This window comes from Streptomyces sp. NPDC029836, assembly GCF_055574495.1.
This window is the reverse complement of sequence record NZ_JBVHZI010000001.1, coordinates 18,799-36,292: the sequence shown is the minus strand read 5'-3', so window position 1 is coordinate 36,292 and position 17,494 is coordinate 18,799. Positions and strand designations below refer to the sequence as shown.

The following is a 17,494-nucleotide window of genomic DNA, read 5'->3' as shown; positions in this document are numbered from 1 at the left end:
GGACGGTCACGTCACCGACGTGAACGTCCCTGCACACGAAGGGCCGAACCAGCACCTTCACCCAGGAGGACGAGCATGGCCGTACGACACCAACTGATCCATGCCACACCACACCAGGTATGGGCCGTGCTCGCCGACCCGTCGCGCTACGCGCAATGGGTGGTGGGCACCAGCGACTCGCGCCCCACCCGCGGCCGGTGGCCCGAACTCGGATCCGCGCTCGAGTACACCGTCCGGATCGGACCATGGACCGTGGCAGGCACCACTGTCGTACGCCACGTCGACGCCCCCAAGGAACTGGAACTGGAAGTCGACAGCGGCCCCATCGGCACCGCCCGAGTAGCCATCGAAGTCCGCCCCTGGGGAGACGAAGCCCTGGTCAAAGTCGATGAACACCCCTAGCGGGGCATCGGCGGCACGCTCCACAACGCCGCGGTCGACACACTGATCCAGCTACGCCACCGAAGCATGCTCACCCGACTCGCGAACGTCGTCGAGAAGTCCGCCGGACGGGACCGCGCACGAGCCTGACCCCGACCGAACGCCACCACCTTGCCGCCATCGAGACCGGGCTGCGCCACGACCAACTCCTGGAACACCGGCTGCGGACCATGCGCCGCCGGCTGCCGGCGGCAAGCCTTCTGGCTCGTGTCGCTCCATGCCTCGCGGTGCTCGCCGGCATCACGGTGCTCGTCGCCGCGATCGCGGCTGCCTCGTGCGCCCGGACTGTGGCGTTCGCCGTCGGCTGGTGGCGCACGCTCATGCCGGCTGCGGGACTGCTCCGTCAATGGAGCCGCCACCTTTCCGGAACAGGCTGACGCCCGACGGGTGAGCTTGGTGGACATGTCGGGCCTGCGTCATGCCCAAAGCGGCCGCGGCCGAGGCAATGGCCCGACGGCCGGGGACCCGAGTTCGCTCACCGGCGGTCGATTCCCGGAATGGGGGTAGGCGCCAGGTACGCGGGGTTCCGGCGCGCCGGTTCGGCGCTGCCATCGGATCCTTCCATCACCGCCGGGTGGTGGACGACGGAAAGTGACCTCTCACCATGGATCCCGTACAACAGGTGCTTCCCCCGCCCACTCCAGCGGGGGCGGGGAGCGACTTCGCCCGGCTCTCCAAGAGAATCCAGGCGGCAGGACTCATGGCTCGCCGCCCTGGCTACTACACGATCCGCATCACCACCGTGACCTTCCTCTACGCGGTGGGCTGGGCGGCGTTCGTACTGATCGGCGACAGTTGGTGGACGCTGCTCGTCGCCGGATTCCTCGCCTTCGTGTTCGGGCAGGTGGCGCTCCTGGCGCACGATGTCGCGCACCGACAGGTCTTCCGCCTGCGCAGGGCCAGCGAGCTGTCCGGCCGCATCGCCGGGAACCTCGGCATCGGCATGGGCTACGGCTGGTGGCAGGACAAGCACACCCGCCACCACGCCAACCCCAACCACGAGGACCTCGACCCCGACCTCGATCCGGACATCCTCGTCTGGACCCAGGACCAGGCGCGCACCTCCAAGGGACTGCCGCGACTGATCGGCCGCTCCCAGGCGTACCTGTTCTTCCCGTTGCTCACGCTGGAAGGATTCAACCTCCACGTGTCCGGGATCCGGTCGCTGGCGGACAAGTCCCTCAAGAACCGCGCATGGGAGGCAGGCCTCCTCTTCGCGCACCTCTCGGTCTACCTCGGCGTACTGTTCCTCGTGCTTCCGCCTGGCAAGGCGATCGCGTTCCTGTTCGTGCACCAATGCCTGTTCGGCATCTACCTGGGTTCCATCTTCGCCCCGAACCACAAGGGGATGCCGACCCTACGAGGGACGGAGCGGCCCGACTTCCTGCGGCGCCAGGTGCTGACCTCGCGCGACGTGCGGGGCGGCTGGTTCACCGACGTCATGCTCGGGGGCCTGAACTACCAGATCGAGCACCACCTCTTCCCGAGCATGCCCAGCCCGCACCTGCGCCGGGCCCAGGCCATCGTCCGCAGCCACTGCCAGGAACTCGGAGTCAGCTACCTGGAGACCAGCCTGATCGACTCCTACCGGCAGACCCTCGCCAGCCTCCACCACGCCGGCGCCCCCCTTCGACACGCCGGCGCCACCTGACCGTGGCGAGGCTCCGTATTTCCGGCCGCTGCCGTGCCCGCAGCTGTCCCGGCCACCGGCCACCATGTCGTCGATGCCGTCGCCGGAGCCGGCGAGCAATTCGTTCAGGGCATCGAGCCGAGCCGCTTGCCGACCCTCTGCTCCGCTTCGACCGGACGAGCGAGTGTTCGGACCATGGGTGACGCACATCGCCGCGCCGGGCAGGCCGGCCGGGTTGTAATTCCGTTCTTTCGCGGGAAGGAGAGCCCGCAACCCCTGGAGGCTGATGTGGCTCGCGATCGGATCGGACTGGCCGAGGTACTGGCGGCGGCGGAAGACGCCGCGCCGGTGGACTCCCTCGACGTCGTTGCGCGTAACCTACGTGACCGGTTCGCCGCACGGTACGTGTCGTTCCTGTTCGTCGACATCGTGGGACGGCGCATGCTGAGGGTCCACGACACCGCGGGCGTACCTCCGGAGGAACGCGCCGAACGGATCCCCCTCGCCGAGAGCGGCGTCTACGACGAGGTCCTGCGCAGCCAGCGCCTCGTACTGGCCGGGGACCGCGGGCGGGGGCAGCGGGTTCTCGCCCCGGTGACCAACCGCGGCGACACCATCGGTGTCCTGGAGCTGTTCCTCACCGAGGTCACCGCGGACGTGCTCGCCCAGATCGAGGAGGCCGCGCACGCGCTGGCGTACATCATCGTCACCGATCGCCGGTTCACCGACCTCTACCACTGGGGCAACCGCAGCACCACCGTCAGTCTGGCCGCGGAGATCCAGCGCCAGCTCCTGCCTGCCGCCGCCGCGTGCGAGGCCCCCCAGTTCACCCTCGCGGGCGCTCTGGTCCCGGCCGCCACCATCGCCGGCGACACCTACGACTACAGCCTCGACACCCACACCCTGCACTTGTCCATCACCGACGCCATGGGCCACGACACGAGCGCCTCCCTCATGGCCACCCTCCTCGTCAACGCCTCTCGCGGCGCCCGCCGCGCCGGCGAAGACCTCGCCGAACAAGCCCGCCGGACCCACCAAGCCCTCCTCGACCACGGCAACCGCACCTTCGCCACCGGCCAGCTCCTGCGCATAGCCCTGGACGGGAGCGGCGCCCAACTCGTCAACGCGGGCCACCCCTGGCCCCTGCGGGTGCGCGATGGGGCGGTCTGCGAACTCCGCCTCGCCGTGGACATGCCCTTCGGTGTGCGCATCCAGGGTCCCTACCGGGTCCAGGACCTCGACCTGCGACCCGGTGACCGCCTCCTGCTCCACACCGACGGCATGCAGGAACGCGAGGCCGAAGGGGTCGACCTTCCCGCCCTCCTGCGCAAAACCGCCGCCGAGCATCCACGCGAGGTCGTGCGCACCCTGGTCGGCGCCGTCACCGACGCCTACGACGGGAAACCGCCCAGAGACGACGCCACCGTCCTGTGCCTGGACTGGCACGGCCCTGAATCCGGGGCCCTCCGCACGAATGCCTCGGCCCGGCCCTGACCGGCTGCGACCGGATTTGGTACGGCTGCACACCGATGTCCGCAACGCCCGCTCCCGCACCGCGATCGAGAAGCTCGTGGCGGTCTTCGAGGGTGTGCGGCGGCCCGTGGCGAAGTGAGGGTGGGCGAGCAGTCACCGATTGCCGGATGCCGGGCAAGCGCGGGCCACCCGGCGACAGCGGACGGTAAGGAGCACAGTCGCGGATGAACGCCATTCCCGCAGCAGGTGAAGGCGGTGAAGGCCGCGCGGTTCCGAGGTCGCAGGCGGCTGCGGCTCCGGGCCGTCGTCGGTCGGGTGTCAGGAGTCGTAGTGGTCGCGGCTGCCGGACTTGGCGAGGCCTCGGCTGATCATGTAGCCGAAGGTGAGGATCACGATGTATAGCCAGGCCATGTCTGCGCGGAAGTAGTCGCGGTGCCCATCGTCGGTGCCCACCACCATGGAAGCGATCAGGACCGCGATCACGCAGGCGATGTAGACGAAGAACTCGGTCGTCTTCAGGGCCGACTTCGTTTCCGTCGACAGGCGCCGTGTTGTCCCGTGTCCGTGTCCTGACACGTCGGTACTGGCGGGCCGGTGACCTCCAGGGGTCCCGCCCGGGTTCGCTGTAGTCATGGCAGCAGTCCAATCCGTCGTGCGAAGCACGCGGTGCGCTCCGCGGATCGGGATCACGTCAAGATCGACGTCGTCCCACTCCGCGACTACCCGAAAAGGGAGGCATGAACGTCACATAAGGAATAAATAGACTCATTCGTGGCAGCTGACGGAGGTGCTCGGGGACCCGCTTCGGGTGGGGCGTCCGTTGGCGGGCCGGATGGTCGGTGACCTGGTCGAGGCGGGGCTACCGGTGTGGCTGATTCCCTGTGGACCCCGCATGTCCCCCGGGAACAGGCCGCGACGCACACCCGGCGCCGGGACCTGCCCGCCCTGCTCGACCGGCGCACCCGCCTCGGCCTGCACCAGGCCGCGCCGTCCAGGCGCGCGGCGGACGGAGGCGGACCACCACGTCCGGCTGAGAGCGGCCCAAGGTGAAACGCCCAAATGCTCGCCGCGTCGGGTGTCTTCGGTGCAGCCGGTGCCTGCACGAGACGGACGCCCCGGCCGCCCGTGGGGCCGTCAGGAGCCGGACCGCTGCGCGGCGGCAGGCCAAGGGGGCCACGACCATCCACCGAAGCCGGGCCGTCCCGCTGCCTTTCCACGCTACGCCCGGTCACGGTGGAGACCGGACCGTGCGCAGCATGCGCGCGGGCGGTAGGCCGTGTGCCGGTTCCCCTCCGCATGACGGGGCATGCGCCATACACAAGCCCGTAGGGCGGAAGGAGGAACAGGTGAGCGCGGCCGTACTGGATCAGCCCCTGCCCCGCATGAACCGACCGGTCGTGGCAGCGCGGGATGCCACTCGTGCCTTTCTGTCCCGTGCAGCCCGCCTGCGGGCCCCGGCCGAGGATGAGAGCACGGACAATATCCTCCTGGTGGTGGCCGAGCTCGTCGCCAACGCGATCCGGCACACCGTCGGCCCCTGCGCCCTGCACCTGGAACTCCTCGACGACACCATCGACATCTGTGTTACCGACCAAAGCCCGCAACCCCCCCGGCCGCGGACCCCCGGCACGGACGGGAGCGGAGGATGGGGCTGGTTCTTGATCAAGCGACTCGCCACCCACATCCGCGTGAAGCCGGTCCCGGGCGGCGGCAAGACCGTCTGCGCGGACCTTCCCTGGTAGCAGCCGAACCCGCCCTGCCGTCGGTCCCGGCATACCGGGGCGGGTCCCGGCCTGCGGAGCCCCGGCGCCTCGGCTTTAAGCAAGGGACGGTGAGGTTCCCGTCCTATTTTCAACGTCAGCCCGGGGCAGGGTCGTGGGTCGGACTCCGCCCTGTGTCGGTTCCGGAGGGGGAGGTGCACGAACTGAGGCCGACCCACCCGGCCCCTGCCAGATGCCGATGTGTCCATGCAAACTGCCGGAGCGGTGTGACGGTCTCCGTCGGGCGCCGACGGTTGGTGGCTGTGCGGTGGGGGCAGCCAAATGGGGTGGGGCGGTCGATGTGGTGCATCCGGTGAGGCGTCGTCGTCCGAAGGGGAGACCTGGGAAACTTGCCGCCCGGCTTGTTGAGCGTGGATCTTGTGGAGGCTGTTGTGGCGGTTGATCGGTTCGGGCTGGCTGACGTGCTGGCCGCGGCGGAGGCTGCCGCGCCGGTGGACTCCCTCAATGTCGTCGCGCGGAATTTGCGGGACCGGTTCGGTGCCCGGTATGTGTCGTTTCTGTTCATCGATATCGTGGGCCGGCGCATGCTGCGGGTCCACGACACCGCGGGCGTACCCCCGGAGGAACGCGCCGAGCGGATCCCGCTCGCCGACAGCGGCATCTATGACGAGGTCCTGCGCACCCAGCGGCTGGTGCGGGAGCCGGACGGGTCGGGGCAGCGGGTCCTGGCCCCGGTGACGAACCGCGGTGACACCGTCGGCGTCCTGGAACTGTTCCTCACCACCGATGTCACGGACGAACTTCTGGCGCAGGTGGAGGACGCCGCCCACGCGCTGGCCTACATCATCGTCACGGACCGCCGGTTCACCGATCTCTACCACTGGGGCAACCGCACCACCACGGTCAGCGTCGCCGCGGAGATCCAGCGCCAGCTCCTGCCCTCCGCCGCCGCGTGCGAGGCCCCCCAGTTCACCCTCGCGGGCGCTCTGGTCCCGGCCGCCACCATCGCCGGCGACACCTACGACTACAGCCTCGACACCGACACCCTGCACCTGTCGATCACCGACGCCATGGGCCCCGACGTCCACGCCTCCCTCATGGCCACCCTCTTGGTCAACGCCTCCCGGGGTGCCCGCCGCGCCGGCCAGGACCTCGCCGAGCAGGCCCGCCGGACTCACCAGATCCTCCTCGATCACGGTCACCGCACCTTCGCCACCGGGCAGATGCTGCGGATCGCCCTCGACGGAGGCGGCGCCCAGCTCGTCAACGCCGGCCACCCCCGACCCTTCCTCCTGCGCGACAGCACGGTCACCGAAGTCGACCTGGCGGTGAACTTGCCCTTCGGCTTCGGCGATCACGAGGGCGTCTACCAGGTCCAGGACCTCGACCTGCGACCTGGTGACCGTCTTCTGCTGCACACCGACGGCATGCAGGAACGCGAAGCGGCAGCGGTCGACCTGCCCGGGCTCCTGCGCAAGACCGCTGCCGAGCATCCCCGTGAGGTCGTGCGCGCCATGGTCGGCGCGCTCAAGGACACCTACGACGGCCGGCCGCCGCGGGACGACGCGACCGTGCTGTGCCTGGACTGGCACGGCCCCCGTCCGGAAGGGGCTGCGGTCCTAGAGGGGTGGTCTTTCGGCTCGCAAGCCGCTACCGCAAGGCGATTCGGTCTTGAGCGATGACATCCTGATCATCAGACTGTAGCCGCACGCGCCGGTACGGCATGACATCCGCGGTTGAGGGCAGGTGAGCACGGATGGACACGCCAACAGCAGGCCGGAGCGCTACCGGATCGGATGATCACGGGAGCGGCAGCCTGCTGGCCGTCACCACCTCGGCCGCTGCCCGCCGGTACGTCAGCAAGTTTCTGGAGCGGATCGGCGTCAGCCTTGACAGCGTGATCGCCGCGGACGCCCTCATGGTCACCACGGAGCTGGTCACCAACGCGATCCGGCACGGTGGCGGCCTCACCCTCTTCCACGCCGACCTCAGCGGTGACGCCCTCCAGCTGTCGGTCGGCGATGCGAGTACGCGCACCCCGACCTCCCGACGAGGCGATCCGGGCCGGCCCGGCGGATACGGATGGCCGCTCATCCAGCGCCTGACCGAACACATCGACATCACCCTTCGTTCCGATGGCAAGACCATCACAGCCGTACTGCGTCTGAGCTGATCCCGCTTCCGGTGTCGGGAAGGCTGCGGGTGGCGAGCGGCGGCCCGGCAGGCTGGGGGCATCATCCGTACCTGTGCACAAGGAGGCGTTGTGGAATCGACGACAGTGACCGTTCTGCCCGATCGCGACGGGCAGCGCGTGGTGCGGTGCGCGGGGGAGTTCGACTTCAGCACCCTCGACCCGCTCCAGGCCGTCTGCGATACAGCCGTCACAGCGGCCGGCGTCGAGCGGCTGGCCCTGGACGTCCGCGGCATCACCTTCGGAGACTCCACCTTCCTGAACCTGCTCCTCACCCTCAACCGCGCCCACGATCTGCGCCTGGTGGGCCCTCTACCGCGTCAGCTTGCCCGTCTGCTGGCCGTTACAGGCACCGACCGGGTGCTCACCATCGAGGACGTGACCGATGGGACGACCGAGTAGCGGGCGCCTGCCCCGGTAACCTCTCGGGCGTCGACGGGATAGCACCGCCGGCCCGCTACAGGCTGCGGCCGTGTTGTACCCAGCGGCCCAGCCGCGACGTCGTCGCCTGGCGAGGGATGCGCGACGTCGCGGAACCAGCTGGGGCGCGTCCAGGACGTTCTCCTCGGGAAGCTCGGGGATGTGTCCGCGCATATGGTCGGTTGCGGGCAGGAGCGGTTGTGAAACCCACGCAGACCCGTCCCCGGCCGTTCCCCCGACGGCCGGGCGTGACACCGCAGAAGGGTGGAAGCCCAGTCGCCCGTGGTGAACGACGCCACTTGCACCTGCGTCGGGTCGACCAGGTCGCACCGAATGCTGAGTGTGCGTAGTGCGGGGGGTCAGATGCGGAGGGCGCGTACGCCTTCGTCGTTCGCGAAGTACAGCAGCCCGCCGGCGGCGAGTGGCGGCGGGCCCGAGGTACCCTCTCCCGCACTCAAGCGCCAGAGCGCCTTGCCGGTGCGGGCGTCATGGCAGTACCAGTCCCGCAAGTAGCAGATGAACAAACGATTCCCCGGGGCCACGTCCGCCGCATAGGAGGCGTCAGGGCGCTCACTTCGCCAGCGTTCCCGCCCGGTGAGTGCGTCATGGGCACGCAGCGTCGTGCGATCGTCGTCCACGAGGGAGTCCTCGCTCCAGCGCAGATACGCGCAGTCCCTGTCAGAGGCGATGGCGGGGCTTTCGTTGAGCGTGGTCGAGAAAGCGGGCGCGGTCCAGCGACGCTTGCCCGACGCGGCGTCGAAGGCATGTAGCTCCTGTGCGTCGCGCCGGCTTGGGCCGGGCGCGCTGATGTAGACGGTGTCGCCGTGCGCCACCGGCACCGAGGCGTGCGCCGCTGGTGCGGTCCAGCGGACGCCACCGGTGCCCGGGTCGTACGCCACCAGCTTCGAGCCGATGCCGATGTTGCCGTTGCGCCCGAAGAGCAGTCCCGCGGCGAAGGCGTCCAGGGTGCACTTGCCCCCAGACTTCTCCGGCGGTGCCGACCAGCGGACAACGCCGGTGCGTGGATCGAGCGCGGTCAGGCTCGCGTCCGGCGGGTTGACGTACGCGAGGCCGTCCCGCACCTCCAGGAGCGAGGCTTCGGTGTGCCACAGCAGGTCCCCGTTCCGCGTGTCGAGTGCGTACAGGACACTGGGCGGCGGTGCAGGATCATCGTCGTAGGTGAACGGCAGAAAGCTGACCAGGGCGACGGATCCACTGGTCCACACGTCCCCCGCGCTGGGGTTGCGCAGGCGACTCCCCGGAACCTGGCGCCACAGCGGCTCACCGTCTGCGATGCGCAGCGCGTGCACGGCGCCGCCGTCCGTGGCGATGAACACCGCATGCGACGTCACCGCCGGTGCGCCGGGAAGGGCGCCGAACAACGGCGCGCACCAACGCTCGCGTCCGGTGACCGCGTCGATCGCGTACAGCCCGTCCACCTTCGACCTGACGTAGAGCGCGCCGTCCTGATGCACCACCGGAGCGCGGTCGAAGCCCTTACCGCTGCCGTCCTTGTCCAGGAGAGCCCAGGTCCACAGCGGCTTCAGAGCCGGCGGCTTGGCCTCCTCCGGTGCACCGCCGAGAACGTCGCACGCGGAGGTCGTGAGGGCGAGCCCGCCCACCGCACCGGTCGCCAACTTCAGGACCTGACGGCGGCCGACGTTCTGCTGGTGTTCCGCCGCTGTACGCATTGGGGCAGGCTAAGGGCTTCTGGTTCATCGGTGCGCGACGATTTCCAGACTGATGTTGAGGTGGCGTCCGGTCATGCCCTTGGCCTTGGTGACGCCGAACGCGTACCGGTCGATCGTGGCAACGCCGCCGGCGGTGATGCATCCGTGAGGGGCCAGCTTCTCGTGCTTGCAACCAGGGACGCCAGACGCCCGCACGCGGTCTTTCAGACACGCTCCAGGTTTCGTGTGGTGGTTCCGCCACGTCTCGCATCAGCTATGCCGCCGTCCCCTTACGGCCGCGGCGGGACGTTATGCGGTGGCCGTGTCCTGGCTGGGGGTGTGTGCGGTGAGGGCGTGGGCGGCGGTGGGGTGGGCGGCCAGCAGGGTGTCGAGGCCGGTGAGGTGCAGCAGCCGCTGAAGGCGGTCGGGGACGGCGGCGAGGACCAGGGTGCCGTCGGCGGTCTTGGCGCAGCGGTAGATGCCGACCAGGGCGTTGAAGCCGGAGGAGTCGCAGAAGGTGACGGCCTGGAGGTCGAGGATCAGGTGGCGGTGGCCTTGTTCGATCAGGGCGAGTGCCTGGGTGCGCAGGAGGGGGGCGGTGTCGATGTCGAGTTCCCCGGCGACGTGGGCGAGGGCGAGGTCGCCGTCGGTGTGCTTTGCGGTGAGGCGGAAGTCGTTCACGGTCGGCTTTCCGTCTCGTCGGCGGGGGCGATGGTGTGGGCGGTGATGGTGGCGGTGAGGTCGCCTGCGGTGTCGGCGTGGGGGACGGACAGGGCCAGCAGGGCGACGTCGTCTCCCGCACCGTGGGGCATGGCGTCGAGGAGGTCGACGATGTCTTGTATGACGGCCGTGGCGCTGACGGTTGCCGTGCGGTCGCCGAGGAAGCGGGTCAGGCCCTCTTCCCCGATCATTTCTCCACCCAGGGTGCGGGCCTCGGTCAGCCCGTCGGTGTACAGGAGCAGTCCTTCACCCGGGGCGAGGTGGATGCTGCGGGAGGCGAAGTGCGCCTCAGCGATCGCACCGATGAGCATGCCTCCCTTGGGCTGCACCGCTTCCACCGCCCGGGAGCCGCGCAGGTGGTAGGCCGGGGGGTGGCCGCCGGTGGCCACCGTCACGGTGAACCCGTCCTTCTCATGCGGTTCGAGGACGCCGAAGACGGCGGTGCAGAACCGGGTGCCGACAGCCGGGTCGAGCAGCAGCGCCGTGTTCAGCGAGGTGAGGACCACGTCGGGGTCCGGGTCGATCAGGGCTGCGGCGCGCAGGGTGTAGCGGGTCAGGGAGGTCAGCGCGGCGGCTTCGGGGCCCTTGCCGCACACGTCTCCGAGGAAGAACGCCCACCTGTTGCCGCCGAGGGGAAAGACGTCGTAGAAGTCGCCGCCCACATTCTGCGCAGAGGCGGTGGCGTAGTGACAGGCCAGCTCCAGCCCCGGCACCACCGGCAACGCCGGCGGCAGCAGGGTCCGCTGAAGCGTGGAGGCGAACGCCTCCAGGGCTGCCTTGTCCCGCTCCGCCCGCTGCCGCGCCTCCTCCTGTTCCTGGCGCCTTTCCTGCTCGGCGCGCAGGGCGTCCAGAGCCGACAGGCGCACCTCCAGCTCGTCGAGCACGATCGCGGCCAGGTCCGCGAGGGTGGCGGTGTCGTCCTCGGTGATCAGGCGGGGCTTGGTGTCGAGGATGTTGACGGTGCCCAGCCGGTGCCCGTCACGAGTGGTGATCGGCGCTGCGGCGTAGAAGCGGACCCCCATCGGCCCGGTGACCAGCGCGTTGGAGCACGCCACCGGGTCGGTGAGCGTGTCCGGGATCACCAGAGTCTCATCGGAGAGGACCGCCGAGCCGCACAGGCCCGGCTCCCGGCCGATCTCACTGACACCTTCCAAACCGTGGGCGGCCTTGAACCAGATCCGGTCCTCGTCCACGATCGTGACGCTCGCCACCGGCACCCTGAACAGCCGGGCCGCCATCGCCGCGACACGGTCGAACGCGCCGTCCGGCGGGGTGTCCAGGATGTCGTAGCGGCGCACCGCGTCCATCCGGGCCGCTTCTTCCACGGCACTGAGCGTCCGCCGGCCCGGCCTGCCCGTCGGGCCGGTCGCATGTTCCGCTTGGGGCATCGGCTACCTCTCCCGCATCGGCTTCGATGCCGATGACTGCGGCAGCCTAGACCAGTTTCCACTGGGCAGGACACAAAGCGGAACGATCAGTGCGCGCAAAGCGCCTCGGTGGCCTCGTCGGCAGGACGAGGCGTGAGCCGAGGCGGAACCGCATCTCACCCGCAGCCCCGCGGACTCCTTCAGTGGGTCGCTTCTGCGAGCGCGCGGAGCAGCATCAGGACCGCCATGGCTTCCTCGCCGGTGACGGGTTTGAAGCGGGTATCGGTGGCGGCGTCCAGGAGTACACCGAGCAAGTCTTCGCCGCCCACTTCCATGCCCGGACAGCGGTGTGCCGCCGCCACCGGTCACCACTGCGGCGCCGGCCTGCTACCGAGATCCTTCCGCTGCCGGCCCAGTCCGCGGACCGGGCGTTGCTCGGGTTCTCCCGTGCGGATCTTCAGGAACAGGCGGCAGCGATCAGCAGGGGCGAGCTGTACGTGCTGCGCGTCAGCGTGACCTGACCGGCGAGACCCCCGGACTACGGGTGCGCGGCCCGGCCGCGGGTAGCCGGACCGTGAGGGCGCCGTGTACCGCCCTCCCGTGCCGATGCGGAGATCCCTGAATCTGTCCGTTGGAGGAAGCCATGGCCGCACCCCACGCCGCGTACGCCGTCACAGCCGTTGCGATATCGACCGGCGTTCTGGTGGCCCGCTGGTGGGCAACCAGAACGATCAGGGGCAGAAGCAACGGGCCCAGCGCGGCCCGGGCTCCGTGGCGTCGGACCATGCCCGTTTCCGATGCCGGTGACCGCGTCACCGGTCCGCACCCTCGGCTGCGCGGCCTGACGGCCGACCCCGCGCTGCGCGAAGCCGACGCCGAGATGGACCGCCACTGGAAGAACCTCAGTGCGTTCTACCCGAACCACGTCTCAAGCCGTAGCGACGAACAGCCCTGACGGCGGAGGCCGGCAAAGATCAAAAGTTTCGGACGTTTGAAACCTCCGGCGCGGTGAAGACGGTTGTTAACACCGGCTTTATTCATCGAGGTAGGAGAAGCGCATGGGCATCATCGCCTGGATCTTGATCGGACTGCTCGCGGGCTTCATCGCCAAGGCCCTCATGCCGGGCAAGGACCCGGGCGGAGTCATCATCACCATGCTCATCGGCATCGCGGGCGGTCTGCTCGGCGGCTTCCTCGGCAAGGTCATCTTCGGCGTCGACTCCATCGACGGTTTCTTCGACCTGTCGACGTGGATCGCCGCCATCATCGGCTCGGTCATCCTCCTCGCCATCTACCGACTGGTCACCGGCAACAAGCGACACCACCGCCACGCCTGACCGACCCAGCCCCACCTTCGGATGGGAACGGCCCCCCTCCTCGCGAGGCGGGGCCGTTTGGCTGCCTCCGACAGAACCAGGCCGCTGTCTCCTCAGAATGCGGCCGAGCGGACAGCCAGGCGGCCTGCCTTACGGGGTGTGCGGGCCCGGAGTCGGCAGCCGGCCGGCCTCGGTGGTGTCCACCCTGGCCAAGAGGTGTTCGCGTACGGCCTCGGGACCGGGCACGCCGAGCGGTTCCCCGTCGCGGAGGTGTAGGCGGCGTCGAGGGGGTGCGTACGTCGTAGGCGGAGCCGAAGACCTCCGGGATGCCGCGTTCGATTCCGAGGAGTTGGTAGGCGGCTTCGATGCAGGTACGGACCCATCCTGGCGCGGCCCTCCCCGGGGGCGATGTGCGGCTTGCTGAAGGAAACAGACGATTACTTGATCCGCGCGCGGGCGGTTGAGAAGGGTGAGTGCCCTTAACGGCTGAGGGCCGGGGGCACCCTGGTCCGTGGCCGTGGCCGTGGTCGCTCAGCGGACCTGGCCGACACCCGTGCAGGCGGGACGACCCCGCCACTGTGAAGCGCAGGGCGAAGCCGTCACCATCGGCGCCGACGACGACGCCGGCGAAATCCTGCGCACCATGGACGCCCACCAGGTCCGCCGGCTGCCCGCCATCGACGGCCACACTCCGGTCGGCATCGTCGCCCTGGCCGACGTCGCCCGCGCCCTGCCGGAGGCGAAGGTCGGCGACCTACTCGGGGCGATTTCGCAGAACTGGTAGACCGGCCGCCTCAGGAGCACTGCGGCGAACGCCAGGGCCCACCCGAGGCTCGGCCGATCGTGATGGGCTTCCATTCCGATTCGCTCGGTCGGCGCGCCCCGCGCTTGGGCGCGGCGCGCTCAGCGATCGCCGGGAGGGCGCGGGGGTGTGGAGGCGTGGCCCGCCGGCAGTGGATCTGCCCGACGACCTTGCGGACACGGACACGGACACGGACACGAAGCAGACACCGTGTCCGACGCTGACCCGACTCCCTCACGGGGAATGTTGGAGGCGGGAATGTCGATGCTGCGGTGGGCGCGGATTCTGCGACGCAGCTGTGTGTCGAAACCTGACCGGCGTCCCCACCCGGCAGAGGGCGCAGCCGTCGCGGTTGCGGGGGTGGTCCGTGCGAACGGGCTCTTGGTCGTGCGTGGACTCCGGACATGGGCCTCCACCGCCCGCAAGATAACGTTTGTGGGTTTTTAGGCATGTTTATGTCGTTCTTATGGGTAGACGCGGTGCGGGTAACCGCTCCTTCTCTGGAGGTCATCATGGCGTCAACCCACCGCGCGCCCATCGAAGAACACCCGGACCTGATGGAACTGCGCGCCCGACACGACCGCGCGGCCGCGACCCCGCGAGCCCAGGCGGTCGAGGCCATGGCCCTGCTGACCGGGCTCTACCTGGCCGCGTCGCCCTGGATCGTCGGCTTCAACGGCTTCACCACCCTGGCCGTCACCAACCTCATCGCCGGCATCGCCTACATGCTCCTGCTCGGCGGCCTCGGCAATTCCTACGAGCGCACCCACTCGATGGCCTGGGCCGCGGCCGCCATCGGCATCTGGACCTGCGTCGCTCCCTGGGTTGTCGCCGGCGACGTCGCCCACACCCGCTCCATCACCAGCAACCTCATCACCGGCGTCATCGCCACCCTCCTCGCCCTCGCCGCCGCCTCGGCCGCCCGCGACAACGACACCAACCGCCACGGCCCCGGCACACGCCGACCCACGCCCGGCAACCACTGAATACCGGCGCGGCTCATCCGGGCCGCATGGACGGGCACCCGCAGCCGTCGAACGCCGACGGACGCGGGCGCCCCTCCACCAGCGCACTCTGACCGGGTGGTTCTCTGCACGAGCGCAGCGCGTCAGCCAGCCGCGCACGGAACCCGCCACGGTGTGCCGTGGCAATGCAGGCAGGGGACCCCGCGTTTCCTCCCAGCTCCGTGGCGCTGTCGGCTGCGGGCGGATTCGGCGGGGCTGGCGGCACGTCGGCGCTTTCCTGCCTCAGCCGACAGCATCCCCGACCGAATCGCGCCCCGACCATTACCGCACTCGGCTTAGCGGCCGTTCGGCCCAGCCGACATGGCAGAACGCGTGGTCGCGGGTGACGGTGATCGTGGTGCCGACACTCACGTCGGCATGCGCGCCGCGTCCTGTTGAGGAGCCCTTGTCATGTCCGAACGCAACACCGTCCTGCGCAGCATGCACGATGTGGGACTGGCCGCATGGTTCGGCGGATCCCTCATGGGCGCGGTCGGCCTCAACGGGGCCGCCCAGGGCCACAGCGACAGCTGGCGCGACAACGCCCGAATCGCCAGCGACGGCTGGGCGAAGTGGACGCCCGTGAACGCAGCGGCGATCGGCGCGCACCTGATCGGCTCCAGCGGACTGCTCGCCGTGAACGCGTCCCGCGTCGCCACCCAGAAGGGGGTGGCCGCCTCCACTGTGGCCAAGACCGTCCTGACCGGCGCCGCTCTGGCCGCGACTGCCTACGCCCGGATGCTCGGAAAGAAGATCGACCTCGCCTCCTCGGAGGACGCCCAGGACGCCCAGGAGGCCGCCGACTCCTTCGACACCGGCAAGGCGGAGCGGCACCTGTCCTACGCGCAGTGGCTCGTCCCCGCGCTCACCGGCGGCCTACTCATCCTGAACGCCCTGCACGGAGAACAGCAGCGCCCGGCGGAACAGGCACGGGGCATGTGGGAACGTGCGCGCGACTTGTCGCCGCACATGCCGTCCCGTGATCGCTGGTCCCATCACGGCTGCTGAGGCCCCCGACCGGCCGGCAGGAGCCGGTCGAACGCTGGTACGACGACGGGACGGGGCGCATGACCTCGCCGTCCCGCGGCTCCCCCCCAACCTACGCACGCCGACCTCGGGATAGCGCGGAGCCGTTGATCGCAACGACGGTCTCTGAGCTGACGCGGTCCTCACGCACGCAGCGCCCGGCAGGGCCTTGGCCGGGCTCTGTTGCGGCATGTCGTGGGCCCCCCGCAGATTCCCCGCGCGGTCGGGTGATGTCGCGTAGACCCGGTGTGTTTGTGCATTCGGGGGCGCAGGGTGGCCCACGGGCAGGACAACCCGAGGGCCACGCTCAGCGGGCCAGCGGCTCGGGTGCCGAGAAGGCGCGCCCCGAATGCCATCGGCCATCCGGCCGATGCGGGAGGCGCCGTACGGCACCGCCCGCTGAACGCGCGGCGGTACCGCCGCGCACAAAGCCCGTCCCGGTTACCCGGCCGGGCTGTCGCGCTTCTACTGGGCGGATTCACGCCCGGATCGCAGTGGAGTGCCGGCTCGGTCAGCCGGTCACATGGTGTGGCAGGTACCTCCGCGCACCATGTCGAGGTGCATGGCCACGATCGGCCGTGCCTTCTGGGCCGCCTGAATGGTGGCGGCGTCCTTGCCCTGGCTGATCTGCTGGTCGATCAGGGCGAGGGTTTTCGTGTGTGCGCCCTCCTGAGCCGTGAGCCACGCCTTGTCGTATGCGTCGCTGCCGGCCTTGGCCTTGACGTCGGCCAAGACGGCCTGCTGCTCCGCCGTCGGGGCGTTCGGCAGGGTCACTTTGCCCTTCGCGGCGAGTGCCGAAAGATCGGCGTCCAGCTTGGTGTGGTCGCGTACCAGGGTGTCACCCGCGTCCTTGACGCAGGTGTCCTTGGCGTTCTTCTGCGCGTCCTGGCCCGCGATGATCTCGGCCAGATTGCCCTGATGCGCCATTTGGACGTACTCGGCGTCCGAACTGCCGGGCGCGGGGGCGGCCGCGACCGGGGACAGGCCCACGCCGCCCAGCGCCGCCGCGAGCACCACTGTGGTCATCCACCTGCTACGCATGGGTACCTCCAGGATCCTGTGGGGCCGCCCGCGGTGGGGAGCTCGGCGACCTCGCTGTTGCCCGGCGCCTGTCCACCCGTCGCCACCCGAAACGCGTCGCCTCGACGGCCCGTACCTCTTGCTCCGCCTCCCCGATCCGATGCGGCGCGGCCGCGGGTGTGCCGATTTGCACGGCACCGGCCGCTCGGCCTTTGGGCACCCAATAACCCGGAGGCCGAAAATAAGCCCGGCGTGTGCAGGTCGGTGTCCGCAAAGACACTCCTCCGCCGGGCCCGCGGACGGCACCCCGTTCGGTTGCTTCGCATGGCGGAACCGAGTCGACCGAGGTACCGCATCGTGCCGTGGAGTAGCAGTTCCTCACGTGCCGCGCTCGCGTCGAGTCTGAAAACGCGCGGTTCGGGCAAATCGCCCTCCTGGCACACCGCTTCCCCCTCATCGCATGCCGGACCGGAGCGTGCCCCACGAAGCCGAATTGTTCCGTGTCCCCGCTCCGGCGGTCCTGTTGCAGCTTTTCTCCCCCGCCCGGGGGAGGCGGATCATTCCAGGGTGTGAAGACCGGACAAGGATGTCGGCGTGATCATGAACGCATGACGAACTCTCCTGACCTGCGCCAGGTGCCGGGCTCATGAACGCCAAGGCGAGAGAGATCGCTCGGCGGTGGCGGCCGGCGCG

17 protein-coding genes and 1 pseudogene are annotated in these 17,494 nt (G+C 69.7%); 12 read left to right on the top strand and 6 right to left on the bottom strand.

Annotated elements, in window-relative coordinates; all coding sequences use genetic code 11:
* Window positions 1–75: 75 nt before the first annotated feature.
* From ACZ4XJ_RS00205 to ACZ4XJ_RS00195, 3 genes and pseudogenes are all read left to right on the top strand, one after another.
* Window positions 76–531 (top strand): annotated as a pseudogene (locus ACZ4XJ_RS00205) (SRPBCC family protein).
* 514 nt (window positions 532–1,045) lie between these two features.
* Window positions 1,046–2,092, top strand: coding sequence for a fatty acid desaturase family protein (locus tag ACZ4XJ_RS00200; protein ID WP_362877534.1), 1,047 nt, complete (start codon window positions 1,046–1,048; stop codon window positions 2,090–2,092).
* A 267-nt stretch (window positions 2,093–2,359) separates the two neighbouring features.
* On the top strand, window positions 2,360–3,565 hold the full coding sequence (locus tag ACZ4XJ_RS00195) for a PP2C family protein-serine/threonine phosphatase (protein ID WP_468494736.1): 1,206 nt from the start codon (window positions 2,360–2,362) through the stop codon (window positions 3,563–3,565).
* Between the two features lie 297 nt (window positions 3,566–3,862).
* Here ACZ4XJ_RS00195 and ACZ4XJ_RS00190 read toward each other — a convergent pair whose 3' ends face one another.
* On the bottom strand, window positions 3,863–4,120 hold the full coding sequence (locus tag ACZ4XJ_RS00190) for a hypothetical protein (RefSeq protein ID WP_362877536.1): 258 nt from the start codon (window positions 4,118–4,120) through the stop codon (window positions 3,863–3,865).
* 680 nt (window positions 4,121–4,800) lie between these two features.
* On the opposite strand from ACZ4XJ_RS00190, the gene ACZ4XJ_RS00185 reads away from it, so the two are divergent.
* From ACZ4XJ_RS00185 to ACZ4XJ_RS00170, 4 genes are all read left to right on the top strand, one after another.
* Window positions 4,801–5,286 (top strand): ATP-binding protein, encoded by a 486-nt coding sequence (locus ACZ4XJ_RS00185; RefSeq protein WP_468495425.1) that lies wholly within the window; start codon window positions 4,801–4,803, stop codon window positions 5,284–5,286.
* Window positions 5,287–5,696: 410 nt separating this feature from the next.
* Entirely contained in the window at window positions 5,697–6,947 is a 1,251-nt protein-coding gene (locus tag ACZ4XJ_RS00180) for a PP2C family protein-serine/threonine phosphatase (RefSeq protein WP_468494735.1), read from the top strand.
* A 74-nt stretch (window positions 6,948–7,021) separates the two neighbouring features.
* Window positions 7,022–7,438 (top strand): ATP-binding protein, encoded by a 417-nt coding sequence (locus ACZ4XJ_RS00175; RefSeq protein ID WP_362877538.1) that lies wholly within the window; start codon window positions 7,022–7,024, stop codon window positions 7,436–7,438.
* A 90-nt stretch (window positions 7,439–7,528) separates the two neighbouring features.
* Window positions 7,529–7,858: an STAS domain-containing protein gene (locus ACZ4XJ_RS00170; RefSeq protein WP_468494734.1), complete on the top strand. Its 330-nt coding sequence runs from the start codon at window positions 7,529–7,531 to the stop codon at window positions 7,856–7,858.
* 377 nt (window positions 7,859–8,235) lie between these two features.
* Here ACZ4XJ_RS00170 and ACZ4XJ_RS00165 read toward each other — a convergent pair whose 3' ends face one another.
* The 4 genes from ACZ4XJ_RS00165 to ACZ4XJ_RS00150 form a co-directional block, all read right to left on the bottom strand.
* Complete coding sequence (locus ACZ4XJ_RS00165; RefSeq protein ID WP_468494733.1) at window positions 8,236–9,567, bottom strand: PQQ-like beta-propeller repeat protein; 1,332 nt, start codon at window positions 9,565–9,567, stop codon at window positions 8,236–8,238.
* Window positions 9,568–9,591: 24 nt separating this feature from the next.
* Window positions 9,592–9,762 (bottom strand): hypothetical protein, encoded by a 171-nt coding sequence (locus tag ACZ4XJ_RS00160; RefSeq protein WP_468494732.1) that lies wholly within the window; start codon window positions 9,760–9,762, stop codon window positions 9,592–9,594.
* Window positions 9,763–9,855: 93 nt separating this feature from the next.
* Window positions 9,856–10,227 (bottom strand): STAS domain-containing protein, encoded by a 372-nt coding sequence (locus ACZ4XJ_RS00155; RefSeq protein WP_362877542.1) that lies wholly within the window; start codon window positions 10,225–10,227, stop codon window positions 9,856–9,858.
* A complete protein-coding gene (locus tag ACZ4XJ_RS00150) occupies window positions 10,224–11,591 on the bottom strand; it encodes a PP2C family protein-serine/threonine phosphatase (RefSeq protein WP_468494731.1) in 1,368 nt (455 codons plus the stop codon). The genes ACZ4XJ_RS00155 and ACZ4XJ_RS00150 overlap by 4 nt, the downstream gene beginning before the upstream one ends.
* Before the next feature lie 826 nt (window positions 11,592–12,417).
* On the opposite strand from ACZ4XJ_RS00150, the gene ACZ4XJ_RS00145 reads away from it, so the two are divergent.
* The 5 genes from ACZ4XJ_RS00145 (at window position 12,418) to ACZ4XJ_RS00125 (ending at window position 15,763) form a co-directional block, all read left to right on the top strand.
* Entirely contained in the window at window positions 12,418–12,588 is a 171-nt protein-coding gene (locus ACZ4XJ_RS00145) for a hypothetical protein (protein ID WP_468494730.1), read from the top strand.
* Window positions 12,589–12,691: 103 nt separating this feature from the next.
* Window positions 12,692–12,970 carry a GlsB/YeaQ/YmgE family stress response membrane protein gene (locus ACZ4XJ_RS00140; RefSeq protein WP_362877546.1) on the top strand — a complete coding sequence of 93 codons (279 nt, stop codon included), beginning with the start codon at window positions 12,692–12,694 and terminating at the stop codon, window positions 12,968–12,970.
* A 496-nt stretch (window positions 12,971–13,466) separates the two neighbouring features.
* On the top strand, window positions 13,467–13,733 hold the full coding sequence (locus ACZ4XJ_RS00135) for a CBS domain-containing protein (RefSeq protein WP_468494729.1): 267 nt from the start codon (window positions 13,467–13,469) through the stop codon (window positions 13,731–13,733).
* 530 nt (window positions 13,734–14,263) lie between these two features.
* The gene (locus tag ACZ4XJ_RS00130) at window positions 14,264–14,737 is read left to right on the top strand and encodes an SPW repeat protein (RefSeq protein ID WP_362877547.1); all 474 of its coding nucleotides are present in this window, start codon (window positions 14,264–14,266) and stop codon (window positions 14,735–14,737) included.
* A gap of 429 nt (window positions 14,738–15,166) precedes the next feature.
* Window positions 15,167–15,763: a hypothetical protein gene (locus tag ACZ4XJ_RS00125; RefSeq protein ID WP_468494728.1), complete on the top strand. Its 597-nt coding sequence runs from the start codon at window positions 15,167–15,169 to the stop codon at window positions 15,761–15,763.
* A gap of 537 nt (window positions 15,764–16,300) precedes the next feature.
* On the opposite strand, the gene ACZ4XJ_RS00120 is transcribed toward ACZ4XJ_RS00125, so the two are convergent.
* Complete coding sequence (locus ACZ4XJ_RS00120; protein WP_468494727.1) at window positions 16,301–16,822, bottom strand: DUF4142 domain-containing protein; 522 nt, start codon at window positions 16,820–16,822, stop codon at window positions 16,301–16,303.
* Window positions 16,823–17,494 lie beyond the last annotated feature (672 nt).

Coding starts and splice junctions, on each gene's coding strand:
- ACZ4XJ_RS00165 (WP_468494733.1), bottom strand. CDS start 9,567: ATGCGTACAGCGGCGGAACACCAGCAGAACGTCGGCCGCCGTCAGGTC.
- ACZ4XJ_RS00120 (WP_468494727.1), bottom strand. CDS start 16,822: ATGCGTAGCAGGTGGATGACCACAGTGGTGCTCGCGGCGGCGCTGGGC.
- ACZ4XJ_RS00140 (WP_362877546.1), top strand. CDS start 12,692: ATGGGCATCATCGCCTGGATCTTGATCGGACTGCTCGCGGGCTTCATC.
- ACZ4XJ_RS00125 (WP_468494728.1), top strand. CDS start 15,167: ATGTCCGAACGCAACACCGTCCTGCGCAGCATGCACGATGTGGGACTG.
- ACZ4XJ_RS00200 (WP_362877534.1), top strand. CDS start 1,046: ATGGATCCCGTACAACAGGTGCTTCCCCCGCCCACTCCAGCGGGGGCG.
- ACZ4XJ_RS00185 (WP_468495425.1), top strand. CDS start 4,801: ATGCGCGCGGGCGGTAGGCCGTGTGCCGGTTCCCCTCCGCATGACGGG.
- ACZ4XJ_RS00145 (WP_468494730.1), top strand. CDS start 12,418: ATGCCCGTTTCCGATGCCGGTGACCGCGTCACCGGTCCGCACCCTCGG.
- ACZ4XJ_RS00130 (WP_362877547.1), top strand. CDS start 14,264: ATGGCGTCAACCCACCGCGCGCCCATCGAAGAACACCCGGACCTGATG.
- ACZ4XJ_RS00175 (WP_362877538.1), top strand. CDS start 7,022: ATGGACACGCCAACAGCAGGCCGGAGCGCTACCGGATCGGATGATCAC.